We start from the raw sequence: 17,531 nt of genomic DNA on the forward strand, positions 1-17,531 counted from the left end.
CTTCGCCAACTGAAGAACAAGTGAATGAAAGAATTAGTCAGTTGTGCGAGTTGAATCGACATCAACATGAAAGGCAAATTGATACCTGGTGTGTACCAGATGAATTCGAACCGATCGAGTGTCCCTGCTGCGGAAAACAGCTGGTTCGACTGCAGATTATTTCCATTGTTTAAGGCATTGTTACACTTAGCCGATTATCTGTTAAGAATGATATATTCAATGAGTCATGTTTTATTTCTGATGAGATTTACTCTTTAGAATCTCTTCAGTCTGGAGTAATTCCTATGCGATTTCTCCTCATCACCGCATTACTATTCGCCTTTCTCAACCTGTCGGCTGCCGGTGCGGAGCTTGAGCTCGTGTTCCGCCATGTTGTGGCGATCAAAGATCCTGAAGCGAAGTGGCCGGCGCGGATCGACTATGCGTCATGGGTTGATGACGAGCGTATCGTCTGCTGGTCCCAGGACGACGTGCTATGTGTATCCACAAAGACGGGGAAGGTCGCATGGGCTGTGCGCGATGTTGGCAGGCTGACCGACTGGAGCGTTTCGCGCGATACGAAACGGCTGGCCATTCTCGGGGATGACTTCACGACTTCGGTCATTGACTGCACCAGTGGCAAGATTATCTTCAAGGCAGATCCTGGGCTTAAGATTCACAGTTCTGACCCGCCTCGCCTTTGTTCCCAATGACGGACGGCTGCTGGTTGGCACTTATTCTGAATTCTACAGTCGCAATGCTTATCTTCTCGATTCTGAATACAACAAACCTCTCAAATCGTTCGAGATGGACGTTTCGCCCACTGAGATAACGGCATCACCCGAGGGGAACCGTGTGGCGGTGATTGCCGATGAAGAGGTGTTGTGTGTGCGGGACCTGGGTTCGAATCGCGACGTTTTCTTTCGCGGCAAACGCATCAGGGAGAAACCAGATAAGACGGTCTCTGTGATCGACGCTCCTTTCTTCAGTCACATTCGCGACAGTGGAGCGGACATGTTGATCTATACCAGAGACAACAGTTGGGCTACGGGAAAGGTGTTCGTTCATAATCTGAAGACAAAACAGACCAACTCTTTTGATGCACGTAACGGACACATTGAACTGGATGTCTCCTTTCCCAAACGTCAAATGGTCGTAACCGGCACATCGACCGACCTGACCGTGTTTGATTTTGAGGGCCAGGTGATTGCCCACAAGAAAAAAGCGACCAGGGAACGCAACATCGCTGTGGAGTATTCGCCTGCAGGTGATCGAATCCTGGTGGGATGCTGGGACAACAGCCTCTATGTATTCTCGCTCAAAGAAAATGGCGAATAAAAAACTTGCAACCAGAATTGCGTCGAGAATGGTAGCAATATTACCTGAAGAAGAGGGGCTCAATTAAATATCGGACGGGCAGAAAAGTGAGCAGGAACAGTTGCTGTCACACATCTACCAGTTAATTTCTCACTGCACGCTTATAGACCGCCATTGTTCCCGAGTAGGAGACGAGTTCCCAGCCGTTGGCTCCCTGTTGGTTTAAGAACTGTTCGAGCGCGGCTTTGATGCGTGCATTCGTGATCTCGCCGGCTGTTTCCAACTCCCCTAATTTCACGCTGGCATCCGCGATTTTATATTCCCAGGCTGGTGCAGCGTGCATAGCTGCTGCCTGTGCGACGGGGGGAGGAGTTTGTGAAAAGAGAATCGCAGCGCAGATGATGAGTGCAAGTGCTGTGAAGAGTATGCGGTGAGTCGTCATTGGAATATCTCCTGAATACAAAGTGAACGCTGATCGTGACTGAAGGACAAAATACGGAATTTCTTTCTGTCTTACACTAGCATTGTTTTGTATAGTGTCAACCAGGCGCTGAAACCGGTTGGCCTGGCAGGCCGACTCAGGGGAGAGATATCGAAGACATTCTGTGTCGGTAGCACACATACTTAATGACCGGGTCAGGGGGAAACGCGATGGGACTGTTTGATTTTCTGAAACGCGAACCGGAACCGACGCCCGACGATGAAGGTCCCTCGCCGCACTATGTGTTTGCGCATTATGCCTTGCGACAGATTGCGCTGGCGGAACCGCTGCAGTTGCTGGCGATCGCAGCTTCGCCCGATACCGGTTCCTTTATGGAGGCTTTACTGAAGGATGTGGTCGAGCAGTGTGGACGTGAGGCGGGGTTTGAAGCTGCGGAAATCAAATTGCATCCGCTTCGGTTGAACGACTATCCCTGCGTGGTGATTGAGATGCCGGAACCTCAGGAAGCCGCGGAAGCGTACATGATGGCCGTGCTGGTGACCATCGATCTGGCTGCAGACCCGCCCCCCGATCCGGATCAGGTGACGGCGCATTATTATACGCTGGAAAAAAGCGTCTCCCTGCCTGACGGTCCCCGGACCGTGCTGGCGGGATGGGACAAACAGCGTCATATGAACTTTGGTGAAGGCCCCGAACCCACGGTGGAAGCCTTTGTAGAAGCACTCAGCGAGCGGGACTGAGGTGAGCTGAATTCAGGCGGAGCGGGGATCTTTTCGTCTTCTGAAATTAATCGCAGGAGAGAGCCCCGGTCTATCCTTGTGCTTATTGAAGAGTCAGCAGTGCCTGTTGCAGTTCGCTGGTTTTCTGAAAGCGGTTTTGAGGCGTTGGGGAGAGACAGCGTTTGACGATATGGGCTACGGGGGCCTGTTGCTGCTTTACACCGGTCAGCTTGAATGGGGATGCGGGTAGCGTGCCGGTGATCAGAGTCCAGAGCAGCACACCCAGGCTGAAAATGTCGGTTGTGGGGGCGGGCAGACTCTGGCGATTGAGGATTTCCGGTGCGAGATATCCTGCGGTACCGCCGATGCTGTTGACTGGTGTGGTGCTGCCTGCAATCAGATAGGCGAAGCCGAAATCCGTTACTCGAATGTTGTCCCGTTGATCACGCAGGATGTTCGCCGGTTTGAGGTCACAATGAATGATGCCCTGGTCGTGTGCATAACCGATGGCGTCTGAGACGTGAAGAATGATGCTGACCGCTTCTGGGGTGGTAAAAGGTCCGGTTTGCAGTTGCGACTGCAAATCGACGCCGTCAATATAGTCCATCACCATGAAGTAGCCCCCGTGGGGGAATCGTCCCAGACCCTCGACGCGTACGAGATGCGGGTGCTGTAACTTTGTGAGAACCTGTGCCTCATTGACGAACTGCGAGACGGCACGCCTGTCGGACTGGCGTTTTTTATGCAGTGCCTTGATGGCGACTTTCTGTTGTGTCCCTTTCACTCTGGCACGAAATACCTTGCCCATGCCACCTGATCCGAGTAACTGTTCGAGCACGTAATCTTCATAGCGCAAGGGAGCAGCGTATTCCTCTGCGGGGAGCTGAAAGTCAGCCTCGGGCGTGTTGTGATGCAACAAGCGTTGTTCCAGCTTATTGCGGGCATTTGCCAGCAGACGCCGGACGGTTCTCTCTGATTTCCCGATGGTGCTAGAGATCTCTGCATTCTCCTGCCCCTGGAGGCTGGCCGTGAGGACGAGTCGTTCCTCCGAAGGCAGGTCCTGGATGAGCAGGCTTAATTCTTCGATGATCGCGACGACCTCTGACGGCGCAGGTTCGGGAACGGTTGCAGTCGCGAGAATGGTGTCTGGAGGTGCTTCACGATCAATGCTTCTCTTTCCCGCCGTGTGCTTTTCAATCTGACCGTAGAGCTTATGCAGCGTGATGCCTGCCAGTAGACGCCAGAGGTCCCCCGTCTTTTGCAACTGGTACTCTCCGACCCGGGCATGCACGAAAAAACTGCGATAAGCAGACTGGATAACGTCCTCGGGATCGATTCGACGACGGAGCCTGGCCCCGATACGGCTCCGCGCCAGGGCGATGAGCCGTGCGACATAACGGTCAAACAGGACCGTCGCTGCTTCGTTCTCGCCTGCCTGGTACATCTCCAGCAGTTGTTGTGAATTCAATTTCGGCACTCTGGAATACGCCTTCACTCTGTTCAGATACGTTGCAGGGGGACATGGGAAAAATTTTTTATATTCTGGCAGATTCTTTGACCAATCTTACCGGTAAATCGGATGCACCCCCAGAGGAGAGATGCCTGACTGTATCTCTAAGTTCGGAATTTTATTTTGAAAGGACCTGAAATGGCGTTCGTTGTGACCGCTCCCTGTGTGGGATGCAAAGATACAAGCTGCGTTCTCGCTTGCCCTTGCGACTGCTTTCACGAGGGGGAGCAGATGCTCTACATCGATCCGGAGGAGTGCATTGACTGCGATGCGTGCCGGGCGGAATGCCCCGTGGAGGCGATTTTTTATGAAGATGATGTCCCGGAGGAGTGGCAGAGTTTTATTCAGCTCAATGCCGAGATGGTAACTCAGACTCCTGCGATCACGGAGAAAAAAACGCCTTTAAAGTGAAGGGGGGAGAGTTGCTGTTTAACAGCGTCTTTAGATCAACAGTCGAGCTATTCTCAACTATGTGTTTTACCTGTTCAGAGAAGGATCCCGGGAATCAGAATGACAGAGATTACTCCCGTTTCAGAGGCGCAACAAAAGCGTTATCGGGGGTCTGGTTTTCCGGCGGTGCGCTGCCAATAAAGCCTGGTCGTGAGGGGGCAGGAGAGACATTGGGTGGTTTTGCGAATGAATCGACGTTGCCGATTTCCAGCAGCCAACTGTCATTACCTCGGCTCACGTTTAATGAGTATTCATGCAGATGACCGTCAACTGCTGTGCCATACCAACTGATTGAGTCAAAGCCCGTCGGTACATTTTCGTAGAGCGTTCCCTTCCAGGTTTCCCCGACGTCGGTGACCAGGTTTTGATACATCGGATTGTGGCGGCGTTCTGGAATACAAAATGTTTTGATGTCATCCAGCGACCAGCGGGCTTCCAGTGCAGAGGTGACTTCCGCGGGGGAGGTCAATTTCGGCTGCGTCCCCGTTGTCACAGCGGAGGTCTCATTGGTGGGTGGTTCAGGAGACGCCGGTCTGCAGCCCCAGACCAGTATTGCCAGGTTCAGCATAAGCTGGCACATGTTTCGATCACGGAACATCGGATTGCTTTCTGAATTCGCTTCTTAAAAGCTGCTTCCAGCTCAAACTGGCTGATAAATCCCAGTTGAAAACTGATGGAAACCTTGGAAAGTCTGCCTGCTTCATTTAGGATGGGGACTGTATTTCTGTTTATTTTTACACAGGCGTTCTATTATCACAATCGATCGGATTCAGAAATGTTCTCTTCCATCAATCGTCATATTCTCATACCAGCTTGCGTGATTGCCTGGTTGACCCTGATATCTGCAGGTGGGATTCCGGTTCTGCAGGCATTTCCTCCTGCGGAGAACCTTGATTTTTCTGAGAAGTACAAGCAGCTGTTACTGCAGGCAAAAGCAGCGCCTTCTCCGGGAACTCTGAAAGAGGTGGCGTTCGAAGCGATCAACGCCAGTCAGGCTGCGATTCAGGCGGGCGATTATACTGCTGCAGTGAAGATTGCGACGCTCGCATTTAAAATCGGGAGATCGGCGGGGAACAATCATGCCTCCAGCCTGGCAACCAGTTTAAAACAACGGTCTGCGATCCTGGCGCGCGAATATCGCGATGTAGAAAAGTATCATCAGATTCTGCAACAGGACCCCGACGATGCGCATGCGGCATTCTTATATGGCCAGTTTGTCGCCTTAAAGTTGAACAACAGGAAAGAGGGGCTGGCATGGCTTGCCCGGGGAGATGATGCCGGCTATCGCGCTCTGGCGAAACAGGAACTGGCGAACTCGAACAATGCTGGTGCGCTGCTGGCGGTCGCTGATGGCTGGTATCAGCTGGCAGACCAGGAAAAAGGGAATACCAGGCAGGAACTGGAACAGCACGCGTATGATTTACTTGGCCGCGTCTGGACTGACTCGCCCGCTACAGACCGCGATCTGCTGAATGACAAGTTAAGCGCGATGCCTCTCAGGTACCTGAATCACATGCCGGAAGAAGATGTTGTGCCTGGTCCGAAGCCCTTTGGTAAAAACGGAGAGAGTGGATATCTGGATGGATTGTTTACTGTCAACCTGGTTGAGTATGCCAATGGTCTCAGTCTGCATCCGCCGGCTAATGGTTTTGCACGCGTTCGATATCAGCTGAATGGTCAATACAAGACCTTCGTGACCGGCGTCGGTTTGCTTGATCATCCGACTGAGGTTCGCTCGAAAGTCATCTTTTACGTGATCGGAGATGACAGAGTTCTCTGGAAATCGCCACCCATTCAAGGCCGAGGTGATGTGGTCTTTTGTAAGGTTTCTGTCAGGAACATCAACCGACTGGAAATTCGCACCGAATGTCCGGGCGGTGCCTACGGTGCGAATGCCGTCTGGCTCGATCCGCACGTGCTGAAATAAAACATATAGACGCGTCTTAAAATAATTACCCGATATCGACAGCAGGCGTAACCCAGATTGGATTGAATCATGTTCGCTTTCAAAAGTCAGTTTCTCTTCCCGATGTGTGTCGCTGTGTTTTGTCTCCTGGCTGTTTCAGGCGGGAGTCAAGTTGCACTGGCATTTCCCCCTGCGTCGAACATTGATTTCTCTGAGAAATACAGGCAGCTGTTACTGCAGGCAAAAGCAGCGCCTTCCAAAATGGCTCTGAAAGATATGGCGTTTGAGGCGATCAACGCCAGTCAGTCAGCGATTCAGGCGGGCGATTATACTGCTGCGGTGAAGATTGCGACGCTGGCTGTCAAAATTGGAAAATCAGCGGGCAGTAACCACGCTTTTACTCTGGCGAACAGTTTGAGACAACGCAGTGTGATGCTGTCACGTGAGTATATTGATGTGGAAAAATATCATCAAAAACTGAAAGAGGATCCGAACGACGCGAGTGCGGCTTTTTTATATGGGAAGTTTGTCGCACTCAAGTTGAACAACTGGAAAGAGGGACTGTTCTGGCTGTCCCGGGGAGATGATGCCGCCTATCGCACTCTGGCGAAGCAGGAAATTGCGGTTGCCGATAATGTGGAAAAGCTGCCGGCGGTCGCCGATGGCTGGTATCAGTTAGCACAGCAGGAGAAGGGATTGACCGTACAGGAACTGGAACGACATGCCTATGACCTGTATAGCAGCGCCTGGACCAGGATGATCGGGGCAGATCAAATCGCAATCGGGAACAAGCTCAGCGAGATGCCCCTGCGATACCTGACTCACATGCAGGAAAAAGATGTCGTGCACGGCGGATGGCCTTTCGGAAAGAATGGAGACCCGGGAAATGGGGGGATGATTACCGTCAATCAGATTGAGTTCCCTAGAGGCCTGGGGATGGTACCACCCAGTCGAGGTTCCGCGAGTGTGTCTTACCAGCTGGATGGACAATACAAGACGTTTGTGTCCGGCATCGCCTTTTTCGATGATGACTACCCTTTCGGCGGAAACGTCACATTTACGGTGCTGGGAGATAATCGGGTTCTCTGGAAATCGCCCCTGAAAGATCAAAAGGACGTATTGTTCTGTAAGGTTTCAGTCAGGAACGTAAAACGACTGGAAATTCGAACTGAAACGAGCGGAATTAATCGGGGCGCACACACAGGCTGGCTGGATCCCCATGTGCTGAAATAGGGAGAAGTAAAGGTGCCAGTAATCAAAACTGGATTGCTGGCATGGACGTTGAAATCTTTTACCGGTCTTCCAGACACAATTTGGTTCGCTGAATTGGTTTCTGCTGGACGATCGTGTTTCAAGGATGGTACAGTTTATTTACTGAAACTGACTGTAGCCGGAAAGCGTGTTGTTTTCAGTCCCTGCATAGACTTCTTCAATCACTTCAGACGAGGTCGCCGCTATGAAGAGTTTGGAGACTTCATCGACCGATTACCTGCAGAGGCCTGTTTCCGACTGGCCAGTGATGAAATCGCGACTGGGGCTGCCTCATGCGTGGGCCCGGGGGATCATCGCGGTGATGGCCCTGGTGCTGGGGATCGGCTGGCTGGTGGCGGCGAACGCGCAGAATGTCAATCCGATATTCACCATCGGCTGCGGGCTGGGCTTTGTTTTCTTCGCGTTTCTCGTGCTGCTGTTGCTTCCTTATCAACTGGCGAACCGGCGATTCCTGCACGCGACTGAAGCGGTGCTGCCTGAGGTTCCCCTTACGCCGCTCTTGATTGCCAGTCCCTACGCCAACGGCGCGATCACCCATGAACTGGAGCAGACACCGTCGGGTATTGTGCTCAAGCCGCGCGACAATCCGTATGGCAGGATGCTCTGGTTTGGCTGTTTGTGGCCCCTGTTTACGGGAGTGGTGATGATTGCACTGGTCTGGACGCATGCCACGTTCGCGGATCTGGCGCTGTTCTGGAAGGCGTTCATTACCCTGGACCTGTGCCTGACTGTTGCGATCTATGTGTGGTTTGTCCGTCGCGCGTTTCGTGATCCGCCGCAAGGACTGGCCACGGTTGAAATCAATCAACTGGAAAAGACCTGTGTCATTACGAGTGCTGACGAATCGATTTCGCTTGATGTGGATCAGATGATTGCCGTGCAGCTCTGTGCCGCCTGGCTGAAGATCGAGGATCTCGATCATCAGGGCGAGGACTACGACAATAAACATGGGCGGGCGGAAATCGAACTCAACCTGGTCTGGCGGGAGCGGCCGGTTACCGCATCAGGTATTGAGCGCACCAACCTGCTGCACCTGGCAGGGGAATTTCAGAAACTGGTTCCAGTGGCGCGCCTGCTCGCGGATGTTTTGGGGGTGCCGTTACTCAATCATGCGACGTTCTCACACTGGCGGGCCGAACGTCTGCGGTCAAAAGAACGGCCTTATATTGCCGTGGGGCGTGCACGGCGATACGTGGTGGGTTGAGGTATCAGGTTCCCTTCGAAATCAAGGTCGTTAATCGAACAGGCATACTGCCTGCTATACCTAACCAGATTTGTTGCACTGTCAATATCCTGCTCGAGGTGCGCCCCGAATTGCACTCGGGGTTATCCGTTATTCTGCAGGTCGTCTTCTGAGTCATCGAAGAGATCTGCGTGCTCTCTTAAAAAGTCTGGATCGATCCAGACTTCTCCCACATCGCCTGGCTCAAGTTTAACATCATCCACGCTGAATGGTTGAAGGTCGGAAAGGAACTTTTCGAAGCTGTCTGACAAATGAATAAACTCAGCTGTTTCATGATCCCAGAATAGTACCGTCTCCCGACCACTCAAATCTAAAATGACGTAGTTTCCGCCTTCAGCAAATGCAAAGGGAAATGCCTGTGGTGAAAGATTCTCGATCAACGCTCTTTCTTTGAGAATCAATTGAGCCGGAATGAATTCATTCACTCCAGAATTGTTGGACTCATTAATCTCAAAAAGATTAGATTCCGGTTCAGCACCATCATATTCTTTTAGAAAATCTCGGAAGCTGTCTGGTAATTTAACACCAAGCGTCTTTTCTAATACGAACAGGTCGTTTGCAGAAGCAGCACGAGTTTTTGCTATTTTGATAACCACGAATTGGGTTCTCCATTTCGTAAGGAATTCATGCGGATAGAAACCTGGATTCTCACTTGTTAAACGATGACGAAATACGTGTCGACTGATACAAGCTGGCAGATCGGGGACCAGAATCAGAGAACAGCCATGATTCTCAGACCCAGCCCCGCGATGATCAAAGGGATGAGTGCAACGACAGTCTGATAGCGATCATTGAGCAGCGAAGGGATCATACATAGCCGACGTGGTTTCGATTCTGTGAATCACAAGTGATTTTCCTGACTGGTCTCAGGTGGTATCTGGAAGAGGATCTCCTTCAATTTAACAAGCTTTGTCTGACAGGGTGAGTTTCACTATCCTGTAATTCCTGTAATTGCGAGTTTGGTTTCTGGATCCGAGGCGCCGCGGAACGTTGTTACGAGGCTGGGTAAATATTTGTTTACAGGTTATTGCGGAGTCGGAGTCTGGGGGATATGATGGGAACAGGCAGGGTAAGACTGGGGGATTGCACAAAGTGGCTGTGCTTTCCGGATGACTGGAGGCTGGTGAAGGCGGTCCCTTTTACTGATGGCAAAACTGTTACCGACTTTGAGTTCCCTTTATTACGACCCATCAGGAGGTCCTCACATGTCTCGTTGTCTGATTATTGTATTTACATTCGCCGCTTTGACTGTCGCCTGTATCGCAGAGGCCCAACAGGGAAATCGGCCTGTCGCGCGTGAGCAATGGCGGGCGATTTATCTCCGGGGCAAAAACGTGGGCTACGTTCACGATGCGGTTGAAACCGTGAACCGGGACGGGAAACAGGTCGTCGTAAATTCGCATACTTCTGTGGTAAGCGCTTCCGGGAATCCTGCCGACGGTCGTGCCAGAGTGACGATACAGACGGATGAAACAGTCGATGGCAAAGTGCTGGGGTATCGTTACCAGGCACAGAATCCGCCGCTGGTCAATGTTCTCAAACAGGGACGTGTGACCGATGGTCAAGTGCGAATTCAGACTGGGACGAATGGCCAGACGGTCTCCAAAGTAAGACAGATTCCAGCTGATGTGAAAGGTCCGGCTTATGCAGACCGGCTGATGTTGGATCAGCCGTTGAAAGCGAATGAATCGAGGGTTATCACCACGTTCGATCCCAGGTCTGCCCAGGTCGACACAATCCGTTTTGAAGCACGTCAATTTGAAAACGTCTTGCTGCAGGATGGTAAAGAGCGACGCCTGTTGCACGTGGTCGTTTCACACAGCATCACTCCCAGCCTTGTCATTCATGAATTCCTCGATGAAGCGGGTGAGTCCTGGAAAACGACGATTCCCGCGCAGGACATGGTCGTCTATACCACGGATCGAGACGCAGCCATCAAATTGTTCGGCGATGTGGAAAATCGCTGAGCGGCCTGTGATCCATTCTTCTCCGAGCCACGCTTTGAACAGCGTGGCTTTGTTTATGCCTGTGTTTTGGCGACAACCTGGCGTATTTCGTGCTCGTTTCCCTGCCTGATTCATCAGTGGAATCGCATTCTTCCATTTTCGCATTGCAATCCAATTCCGCTGCGATACAGTAAACTCGAGTGACGTATACGAATGTATTGACGGTGCGTCTGCAGGATTCGGTTCTGGAAATTAAAGGATGGATACTGATGCAGAGAACATTCTTCTTTCACATGTTGTTTCTGGGTTGCTTAGTCCTGGTTGATCCGACGGCTGGGGTTGCTGCTTCCGCTCCCGGCTGGTCTCCTCTGCAGGCCACGGGGGAACCGAACGCACTTAAGGCCGGTGATCAGAAGACCGCCTGGGCTACACTGGCGCAGGATAAAGGAGCCGAGTGGCTTCAGCTGGAGTACAAGACGCCTGTTGAAGTAAAAGCGGTGCGGATCTATGAGAACTTTAATCCCGGTGCAGTCAGTAAATTGACGGCGATTGACGAGGGGGGAAAAGAAGTCGTGATCTGGGAAGGGCAGGAAACAATCAAGCCGGCGCCGACCGTTTTTGAAGTGAGCGCCGATGCGAAAGTGGTTTCCAGGTCGCTCAAGATCTATCTCGATACCCGACGCGTCAAAGGCTGGAATGAAATTGATGCAGTCCAACTGGTGGGCAGCGATGACAGCAAACAGTGGGCGACGCAGGCATCGGCCAGCAGTTCGTATGCAGAGCGAGGCGGCTCTCAGGAAATTACGTTGGCAGCGCTGCCTCCTTCCGTGGTCAAGACGGTGCCCCAGGCGGGGAGTACCGATGTTGATCCGGGGTTGAAAGAAATAGCGGTTACCTTCAGCAAGGACATGATCACCGAACGGATGTGGGCCGTCGTGCAGATCTCGTCGGAACACTTTCCCAAGGTAGGCAAGGGAATACACTACCTGGATGACAAACGCACGTGCGTGATTCCCGTCGACCTGGAACCGGACAAGACGTACGTGCTATGGTTCAATCGGGGACGCTTTAACAGTTTTCGCGATACCGAAAATAACCCCGCGATTCCTTATCTGCTCGTGTTCAAAACACGATCTGAATGAGCTGAGACTAAGATTCGTTTTATTGAATGGATCAGTCTGATATGTGTGAACTTGGATGAGTCCATGACTCGCTGCTAAAGCGGAGAATGGACTCTCTAATCCAGAACGGGGGAACGAGACAGAAGCAGAAAACAGTCCTCACATTTCATTTTCTGCGCAATTGAGTCTCAACATTGCAGAATATTTTTTTAATGGGGGAATTTCCCCATTAAATCTTTGAAAGAGCAGACAAATACTATGCAGATCATTTCTTGCGAGTAGGGGGCGGAAATCTATCTGCCCCGTATTTCGTAGTCAACGTATCACCATTCATTTCGCTCACAAATTAAACAACTGTCTGTTCTATCCTGATTCATAATGCACCAGATTCAGCTCATTCTACATGGAAATACTGCTCCGGGAAAGAAGCCTCATCTGTTCCCGATACCCGGCGACTATGTGCATTTATTGCGAATCTATCGAGCACATCTGGGAGAACATCTGCAGTCTCTGATCCGGGTTGACCAGCAGGAAACTCCGACCATCGCGGTTTTAAATTCGAACAGCGCGCGGGACCGGGAATTTTTCCAGGCCCTCAGATCGGATTTGATTGAGCTGACGGGGCAGAGGGAGCCGGTACAGTCACCAGACTCTTCATCAGATTCTCAGGTGGCACTGGATCGGTCGAGTTTTAGTAGTGATGATCAAGAGACGCTTCAGCAGTTCATTGAGTGGTGTGAAGAAAATCATCGCACCCTGATCAGGATTCTATTCGATAACGATTTTTTTAATATTACCTGATTATTTTGTTTTATTTTTTATTCAGCGGAGTTTGATTGTGGATCCCCACTTCCAGGTATTAAGACTGCGTACGCAAGTCTATTTTTCTACGTTAAGAGAGTTGCCCGAACAGCAGAAGCAGGAGCCGGTCGATATTGTGACGGCGTCCAATTTCAATCACCTGGTCGATGATCTCTCGTCATTTGCCCCCTCGATTGAGTCAGCCTTACCCGCCAAAATTGACATCAAATCTTTGAAACAGGAGCCGGTCAGTTACCGCGTGTTGGAAGAGCTGGAGAGCGAGATTCTCGAACTGATGCCTGAAATGAGATAAGCGCATGTGGACCTTTTCGGTTACGGAGGAAGTAACGTAAGCCGAAAATCGGACCGTTGTCAGATGGGAGGGGACGGCTATAGTCCTCATACCTAGACACAAAAACCGATTTTCAGGAGCTGGATATGTTTGGCTGGTTGCGACGTGATCCCCGGAAAAAGCTGGAACAGGCTTACGCGAAAAAAATGGAGCAGGCCCGTGATGCGCAGCGGAATGGTGACATTCAGGGGTATGCCAGCCTGGTTGCTGAGTCGGAAGAGATCCTGCAGGAAATTGATCGCCTGACAGCACAGCAGGTCGGTTGACCAGCCACGCGGGGTGACTGGTCAACGTGTGGCTCAAGCGATAATTTCCTGGACCACGTTGCCGTAGATGTTGGTCAGGCGGAAATCGCGGCCGCCGAAGCGGTAGACGAGCTTCTTGTGATCCAGGCCGAGCAGGTGCAGCATGGTCGCGTGCAGATCGTGCAGGTGGACTTCTCCCTCGACCGTTTTATACCCCAGGGCATCGGTGGCACCGTGGGTCAGTCCTCCTTTCGTGCCGCCACCGGCGAGCCAGGCGGTGTAGCCCGTGGAGTTGTGATCGCGGCCCAGGGTCTCTTTGCCGGAAAGGATTTGAGTTTCGGGCTGGCGTCCGAATTCGCCACTCCAGAGGACCAGCGTTTCATCCAGCAGGCCGCGCTGTTTGAGATCGGCCAGCAGGGCGGCGATCGGTTTGTCGATCGTCTCGGCTTTCGATTTGAATTTGTCGAGACCGCTGTGGTGATCCCAGCCGGTGGTGCTGACTTCCACAAAGCGGACGCCGGCTTCACTCAGACGACGGGCCAGCAGGCACTGGCGAGCGAAGTCGTCGGTGGATTTCTCGTCGACGCCGTACATGTCGAGCGTGGCTTTCGACTCGCGGCTGAGGTCCATGACTTCGGGAACGGCATCGCGCATCTGTTCGCTGAGGTTGAGCGAGTCGATCACGCCGCGGACGTCGGCGGTCTGGCCCAGCAGGTCCTCATTCATTTTCTGCGCGAGGGCCAGGGCAGTGCGTTCCGGGTTGGCGGCCAGGCCGTGCTGTGACTGCAGGTTGCTGATGGACGCGGTCTGGATGGATTGACCGGACCAGCCGAGCCGCGTGGCCTGGAAGGTACTGGGGAGAAAGGCGCTGCCGTAATTCGCGGGACCGCCGAAGGTGCGGGTCGGCTTGATGGTGAAGAAGCCGGGCAGGTTCTGGTTTTCGGTGCCCAGTCCGTAGAGCACCCAGGCGCCCATGGAGGGCCGCTGGAATTTGAACTCGCCGGTATGCAGCATGGGGATCGCGATGGGATGGGCGCGACTGGGGCCGGTCATCCCGTTGAGCATGCAGAGTTCGTCGGCCTGTTTTGCCAGATGCGGGAAGGCTTCCGAGATCCACATGCCGCTTTCGCCGTGCTGTGCGAAGTCGTACAGCGGGGCCAGTAGTTTCCCCTTGTTCTGGCCCTTCTTACCGCCGTTGGCTTTGAGCTCGGGCTTGTAATCGAATGATTCAAACTGCGAGGGGCCGCCGTTGATGAACAGGAAGATGACTCGCTTCGCTTTGGGGGGGAAGTGGGCGATGCGGGGAGAGAGCAGACCGGCCTGGCTGGCTTGTGGAGCGAGCCCGGTCAAAGCGAGTCCGCCGACACTGCAGCTGGCCGCTTTGAGCCATTGACGTCGTGACAGTTGTGTATTATCTGTTTCGTGTTTCATCGGAGGTGATCTCCTCAATGTGTTTTCCAGGAAGGAGTGGGGAGGGAGGATTTAACGGGCATCGACCAGGAACCGGAATTCCGCGGTCATGAACAGGGTCTGGAACCAGGCGGCCCAGGCGTCGACTTCAACGGTTTTACTTTGGGGATCGCTGGACTCACGAACCTGCTGTACCAGTTGCAGGGCCCCCGCGCGTTCCTCTGGTGTGGGTGTGCGACCCAGGGCGCGCCGCATGGCCAGGTCGACCCGGGCGGCATCGTCTTTCAGCTGTTTGTCAGCCAGCAGTCTGCGGGCGGCGTGTTGGGCCTGATCGGTGATGAACTGTGAATTCCGCAGGTAGAGGGCCTGTGCGGGGACGTTCGTGACGGCCCGGGTTCCGCTCACCAGACTGGGGGAGGGGAAGTCGAACAGGTCAAACAGTTCGGGGACGTAATCGCGGACGACCGGCAGGTAGACGCTGCGCTGATTGCTGGGTGGTTGCAGTTTTTCCAGGGGAATGCTGCGGGCCAGCTTGTCGCCCAGTGGCGTCACAGTCGAGCCGTGGGGACGGTCAAGGATGAGTTGTCCGCTGACAGTGAGAATCGCATCGCGGATCGCTTCAGCTTCGAGACGACGGGGTGTGGCCCGCCAGAGCAGATGGTTCTCCGGATCGATTTCCAGGTTGGCCGTGTCGGGTGTGCTGCTCAACTGGTAGGTGCGGCTGAGCACGATCTGGCGGATCATGCATTTGGTGGACCAGCCTTCCTGCATGAACTTAAGGGCCAGGTCGTCGAGCAGTTCCGGATGACTGGGTTGTTTGCCAATCAGGCCGAAGTTGTCGACAGTGGGCACCAGACCGCGTCCGAAGAGATGGTACCAGATGCGATTGACCATCACGCGGGCGGTGAGCGGGTTCTGCTCACTGGTGATCCATTGGGCCAGTTCCAGACGTCCGCTATGGCCGGCGGGGATCTGCGGCGTGTTGTCGATCTGGATGGCACTCAGGAAGCCGCGGGGAACGACGTCCCCTTTTTCGCGGAAGTCGCCCCGCACGGCGATGTAAGTGTCGGCGGGTTTCTTGCGGTCCCGGGCGGTCATCGCGTACTGCGGCCGTGGGGCGGGATTCTTTTTGAGTTCGGCGATTTTGGTTTTCAGCTTGGTGACTTCGGTGGTCAGCTGAGTCACCTGCGCGTTGGCTTTCTCGAGTTCCGCTTTTTTCCGATCGACGTCGGCCTGGGATGGTCCCTGGAGGGCATTGGGATTCTTGGGATCGACGACGGTGGTGGCGACCAGTTGTTCGTACTTCTGATGTGCAGACGCGGCCAGTTTCTGGGAGTCCTGTGCTTTTTTCAGGGCTGCCGTCTGTGTGGTCAGTTTCTTTTCCGTTTCCTGCAGCTGTTTCTCATAGGCTTCGGCAGCAGCGTGCAGGGCTGGTCCGTTCTCGCCAAGGGGGAGCAGATCGGTGGGGGTGTTGCTGTATTTCTGCTTGATCGTGCCGTACATCGGTTCGGTGCTGAGGAAGATCCCTGCCAGGGAATAATAGTCGGCGGTGGGAATCGGATCGAACTTGTGATCGTGACAGCGGGCACAGGAGACAGTCAGCGCCAGCGTGGCCCGGCAGACGGTGTTGATCTGATCGTCGACGATATCCATACGGAATTCCGTTCCGCCGGAGTTATGCCGTTTGGGACCGAAAGAGAGGATACTGGGGGCGATGTTGCGGGCTTCGATCGCTTCGGGAGATTCATGGGGTTGGGCCGGCAGCAGGTCTCCGGCGATCTGTTCCCGCAGGAAGACATCGTAGGGTTTATCCTGGTTAAAGGAGTCGATGACGTAGTTGCGGTAGGGCCAGGCATGGGGGTAGGTGAAGTTGAACTCCATGCCGCTCGATTCTGCGAAACGGACGACGTCCAGCCAGTGACGTCCCCAGCGTTCGCCGAACTGGGGGGATGCGAGCAAGTCGTCAACGAGCTTCGCGAGGGCGTTGGGTGATTTGTCCTGCAGGAAGGCGTCGATCTGCTCGGGAGTGGGGGGGAGGCCGATCAGATCAAAGTAGACGCGGCGGACCAGCGTCAGGCGGCTGGCATCTTCGACCGGCTTGACGCCTTTCTGTTCCATGACGGAGAGGGTGAAGCCATCGATGACCGCGTCGCGGGGCCATTCGGTCTGATTGACGGCAGGGGGCGCGACTTTGCGGGGCGGTACGAAGGCCCAGTGATTTTGAGCTTCCTGGTAGCGCTGCTCTTTGAGTGTGGGGCCGGTCTCTTGGCGGGTATCGGGGCAGCCGAGTTTGATCCAGGCTTCGAACGCGTTGATGACCTCGTCCGAGAGTTTTTCTTCGGGGGGCATGCCTGAGACGCCGTCCTCATGACGCAGCATGCGTAACAGAGAACTGTGTTCCCTATCGTGGGGTTTGATCATCGGTCCGGTATCGCCGCCGCGCAGCATGCCGGAAGGGGAATCGAGTTCCAGGCCGCCTTCGATACTCTCGCCTGTTTTGGAATGGCATTCGTAGCAGTACTTGACGAGCACCGGTTCGATTTTGGATTCGAACAGCTGCTGGCCCTTACTAGAGGGCGTGGCTGCCGAGGCCGGAAAAGCAGACACGGCCAGTGTGAGTGTCGAAACGAGACAAATCAACCAACGGTTCATCATCGCCGCCTTTCGTCATGTCTGTGGTGGGCTTGAAGTGGGCTGCCGACATGGAAGCAGACCACTTTTCAGGTGGGATTTCGCATTGTGATGAGGCTGCCGGTCAGCACTTCCGGCAGTCTCACCAATATTTATTATAAATATTTGGATCCAGTTGTCCATAATG

Annotated in this window: 17 protein-coding genes; 11 read left to right on the forward strand and 6 right to left on the reverse strand. The window is 53.6% G+C overall.

Annotated elements, in window-relative coordinates:
• Positions 1 to 284: 284 nt before the first annotated feature.
• Positions 285 to 692: a hypothetical protein gene (locus RID21_RS05980; RefSeq protein ID WP_350187705.1), complete on the forward strand. Its 408-nt coding sequence runs from the start codon at positions 285 to 287 to the stop codon at positions 690 to 692.
• Positions 693 to 786: 94 nt separating this feature from the next.
• Entirely contained in the window at positions 787 to 1,317 is a 531-nt protein-coding gene (locus tag RID21_RS05985) for a WD40 repeat domain-containing protein (RefSeq protein ID WP_350187707.1), read from the forward strand.
• Between the two features lie 121 nt (positions 1,318 to 1,438).
• Here the strand turns inward: RID21_RS05985 and RID21_RS05990 are convergent, their stop codons facing one another.
• On the reverse strand, positions 1,439 to 1,738 hold the full coding sequence (locus RID21_RS05990; protein WP_350187709.1) for a DUF4177 domain-containing protein: 300 nt from the start codon (positions 1,736 to 1,738) through the stop codon (positions 1,439 to 1,441).
• Positions 1,739 to 1,947: 209 nt separating this feature from the next.
• On the opposite strand from RID21_RS05990, the gene RID21_RS05995 reads away from it, so the two are divergent.
• Positions 1,948 to 2,478 (forward strand): hypothetical protein, encoded by a 531-nt coding sequence (locus RID21_RS05995; protein WP_350187711.1) that lies wholly within the window; start codon positions 1,948 to 1,950, stop codon positions 2,476 to 2,478.
• An 82-nt stretch (positions 2,479 to 2,560) separates the two neighbouring features.
• Here RID21_RS05995 and RID21_RS06000 read toward each other — a convergent pair whose 3' ends face one another.
• Entirely contained in the window at positions 2,561 to 3,925 is a 1,365-nt protein-coding gene (locus tag RID21_RS06000; RefSeq protein ID WP_350187713.1) for a sigma-70 family RNA polymerase sigma factor, read from the reverse strand.
• 180 nt (positions 3,926 to 4,105) lie between these two features.
• Here RID21_RS06000 and RID21_RS06005 point away from each other — a divergent pair, with 180 nt between their 5' ends.
• The gene (locus tag RID21_RS06005) at positions 4,106 to 4,378 is read left to right on the forward strand and encodes a ferredoxin family protein (protein ID WP_350187715.1); all 273 of its coding nucleotides are present in this window, start codon (positions 4,106 to 4,108) and stop codon (positions 4,376 to 4,378) included.
• A 109-nt stretch (positions 4,379 to 4,487) separates the two neighbouring features.
• Here the strand turns inward: RID21_RS06005 and RID21_RS06010 are convergent, their stop codons facing one another.
• The gene (locus RID21_RS06010; protein ID WP_350187717.1) at positions 4,488 to 5,015 is read right to left on the reverse strand and encodes a hypothetical protein; all 528 of its coding nucleotides are present in this window, start codon (positions 5,013 to 5,015) and stop codon (positions 4,488 to 4,490) included.
• 177 nt (positions 5,016 to 5,192) lie between these two features.
• Between RID21_RS06010 and RID21_RS06015 the strand changes: the two genes are divergently transcribed.
• The 3 genes from RID21_RS06015 (at position 5,193) to RID21_RS06025 (ending at position 8,799) form a co-directional block, all read left to right on the forward strand.
• Positions 5,193 to 6,344 (forward strand): NPCBM/NEW2 domain-containing protein, encoded by a 1,152-nt coding sequence (locus tag RID21_RS06015; RefSeq protein ID WP_350187719.1) that lies wholly within the window; start codon positions 5,193 to 5,195, stop codon positions 6,342 to 6,344.
• Between the two features lie 69 nt (positions 6,345 to 6,413).
• On the forward strand, positions 6,414 to 7,556 hold the full coding sequence (locus RID21_RS06020) for an NPCBM/NEW2 domain-containing protein (protein ID WP_350187721.1): 1,143 nt from the start codon (positions 6,414 to 6,416) through the stop codon (positions 7,554 to 7,556).
• A 223-nt stretch (positions 7,557 to 7,779) separates the two neighbouring features.
• The gene (locus RID21_RS06025) at positions 7,780 to 8,799 is read left to right on the forward strand and encodes a hypothetical protein (RefSeq protein ID WP_350187723.1); all 1,020 of its coding nucleotides are present in this window, start codon (positions 7,780 to 7,782) and stop codon (positions 8,797 to 8,799) included.
• Between the two features lie 122 nt (positions 8,800 to 8,921).
• On the opposite strand, the gene RID21_RS06030 is transcribed toward RID21_RS06025, so the two are convergent.
• Complete coding sequence (locus RID21_RS06030; protein WP_350187725.1) at positions 8,922 to 9,434, reverse strand: SMI1/KNR4 family protein; 513 nt, start codon at positions 9,432 to 9,434, stop codon at positions 8,922 to 8,924.
• A 609-nt stretch (positions 9,435 to 10,043) separates the two neighbouring features.
• Here RID21_RS06030 and RID21_RS06035 point away from each other — a divergent pair.
• The 4 genes from RID21_RS06035 to RID21_RS06050 all read left to right on the forward strand — a co-directional run bounded on the left by RID21_RS06035 (position 10,044) and on the right by RID21_RS06050 (position 13,324).
• Entirely contained in the window at positions 10,044 to 10,805 is a 762-nt protein-coding gene (locus RID21_RS06035; protein WP_350187727.1) for a hypothetical protein, read from the forward strand.
• A gap of 248 nt (positions 10,806 to 11,053) precedes the next feature.
• Positions 11,054 to 11,926, forward strand: a complete 873-nt coding sequence (locus tag RID21_RS06040) for an Ig-like domain-containing domain (protein ID WP_350187729.1) — start codon at positions 11,054 to 11,056, stop codon at positions 11,924 to 11,926.
• Positions 11,927 to 12,743: 817 nt separating this feature from the next.
• On the forward strand, positions 12,744 to 13,019 hold the full coding sequence (locus RID21_RS06045; protein WP_149336408.1) for a hypothetical protein: 276 nt from the start codon (positions 12,744 to 12,746) through the stop codon (positions 13,017 to 13,019).
• A gap of 125 nt (positions 13,020 to 13,144) precedes the next feature.
• Entirely contained in the window at positions 13,145 to 13,324 is a 180-nt protein-coding gene (locus tag RID21_RS06050) for a DUF6435 family protein (RefSeq protein ID WP_145038646.1), read from the forward strand.
• A gap of 33 nt (positions 13,325 to 13,357) precedes the next feature.
• On the opposite strand, the gene RID21_RS06055 is transcribed toward RID21_RS06050, so the two are convergent.
• The gene (locus RID21_RS06055; protein ID WP_350187731.1) at positions 13,358 to 14,734 is read right to left on the reverse strand and encodes a DUF1501 domain-containing protein; all 1,377 of its coding nucleotides are present in this window, start codon (positions 14,732 to 14,734) and stop codon (positions 13,358 to 13,360) included.
• A 51-nt stretch (positions 14,735 to 14,785) separates the two neighbouring features.
• On the reverse strand, positions 14,786 to 17,365 hold the full coding sequence (locus tag RID21_RS06060; RefSeq protein WP_350187733.1) for a DUF1553 domain-containing protein: 2,580 nt from the start codon (positions 17,363 to 17,365) through the stop codon (positions 14,786 to 14,788).
• Positions 17,366 to 17,531: the final 166 nt, after the last annotated feature.

Source organism: Gimesia sp. (genome assembly GCF_040219335.1).
Lineage (GTDB): Bacteria > Planctomycetota > Planctomycetia > Planctomycetales > Planctomycetaceae > Gimesia.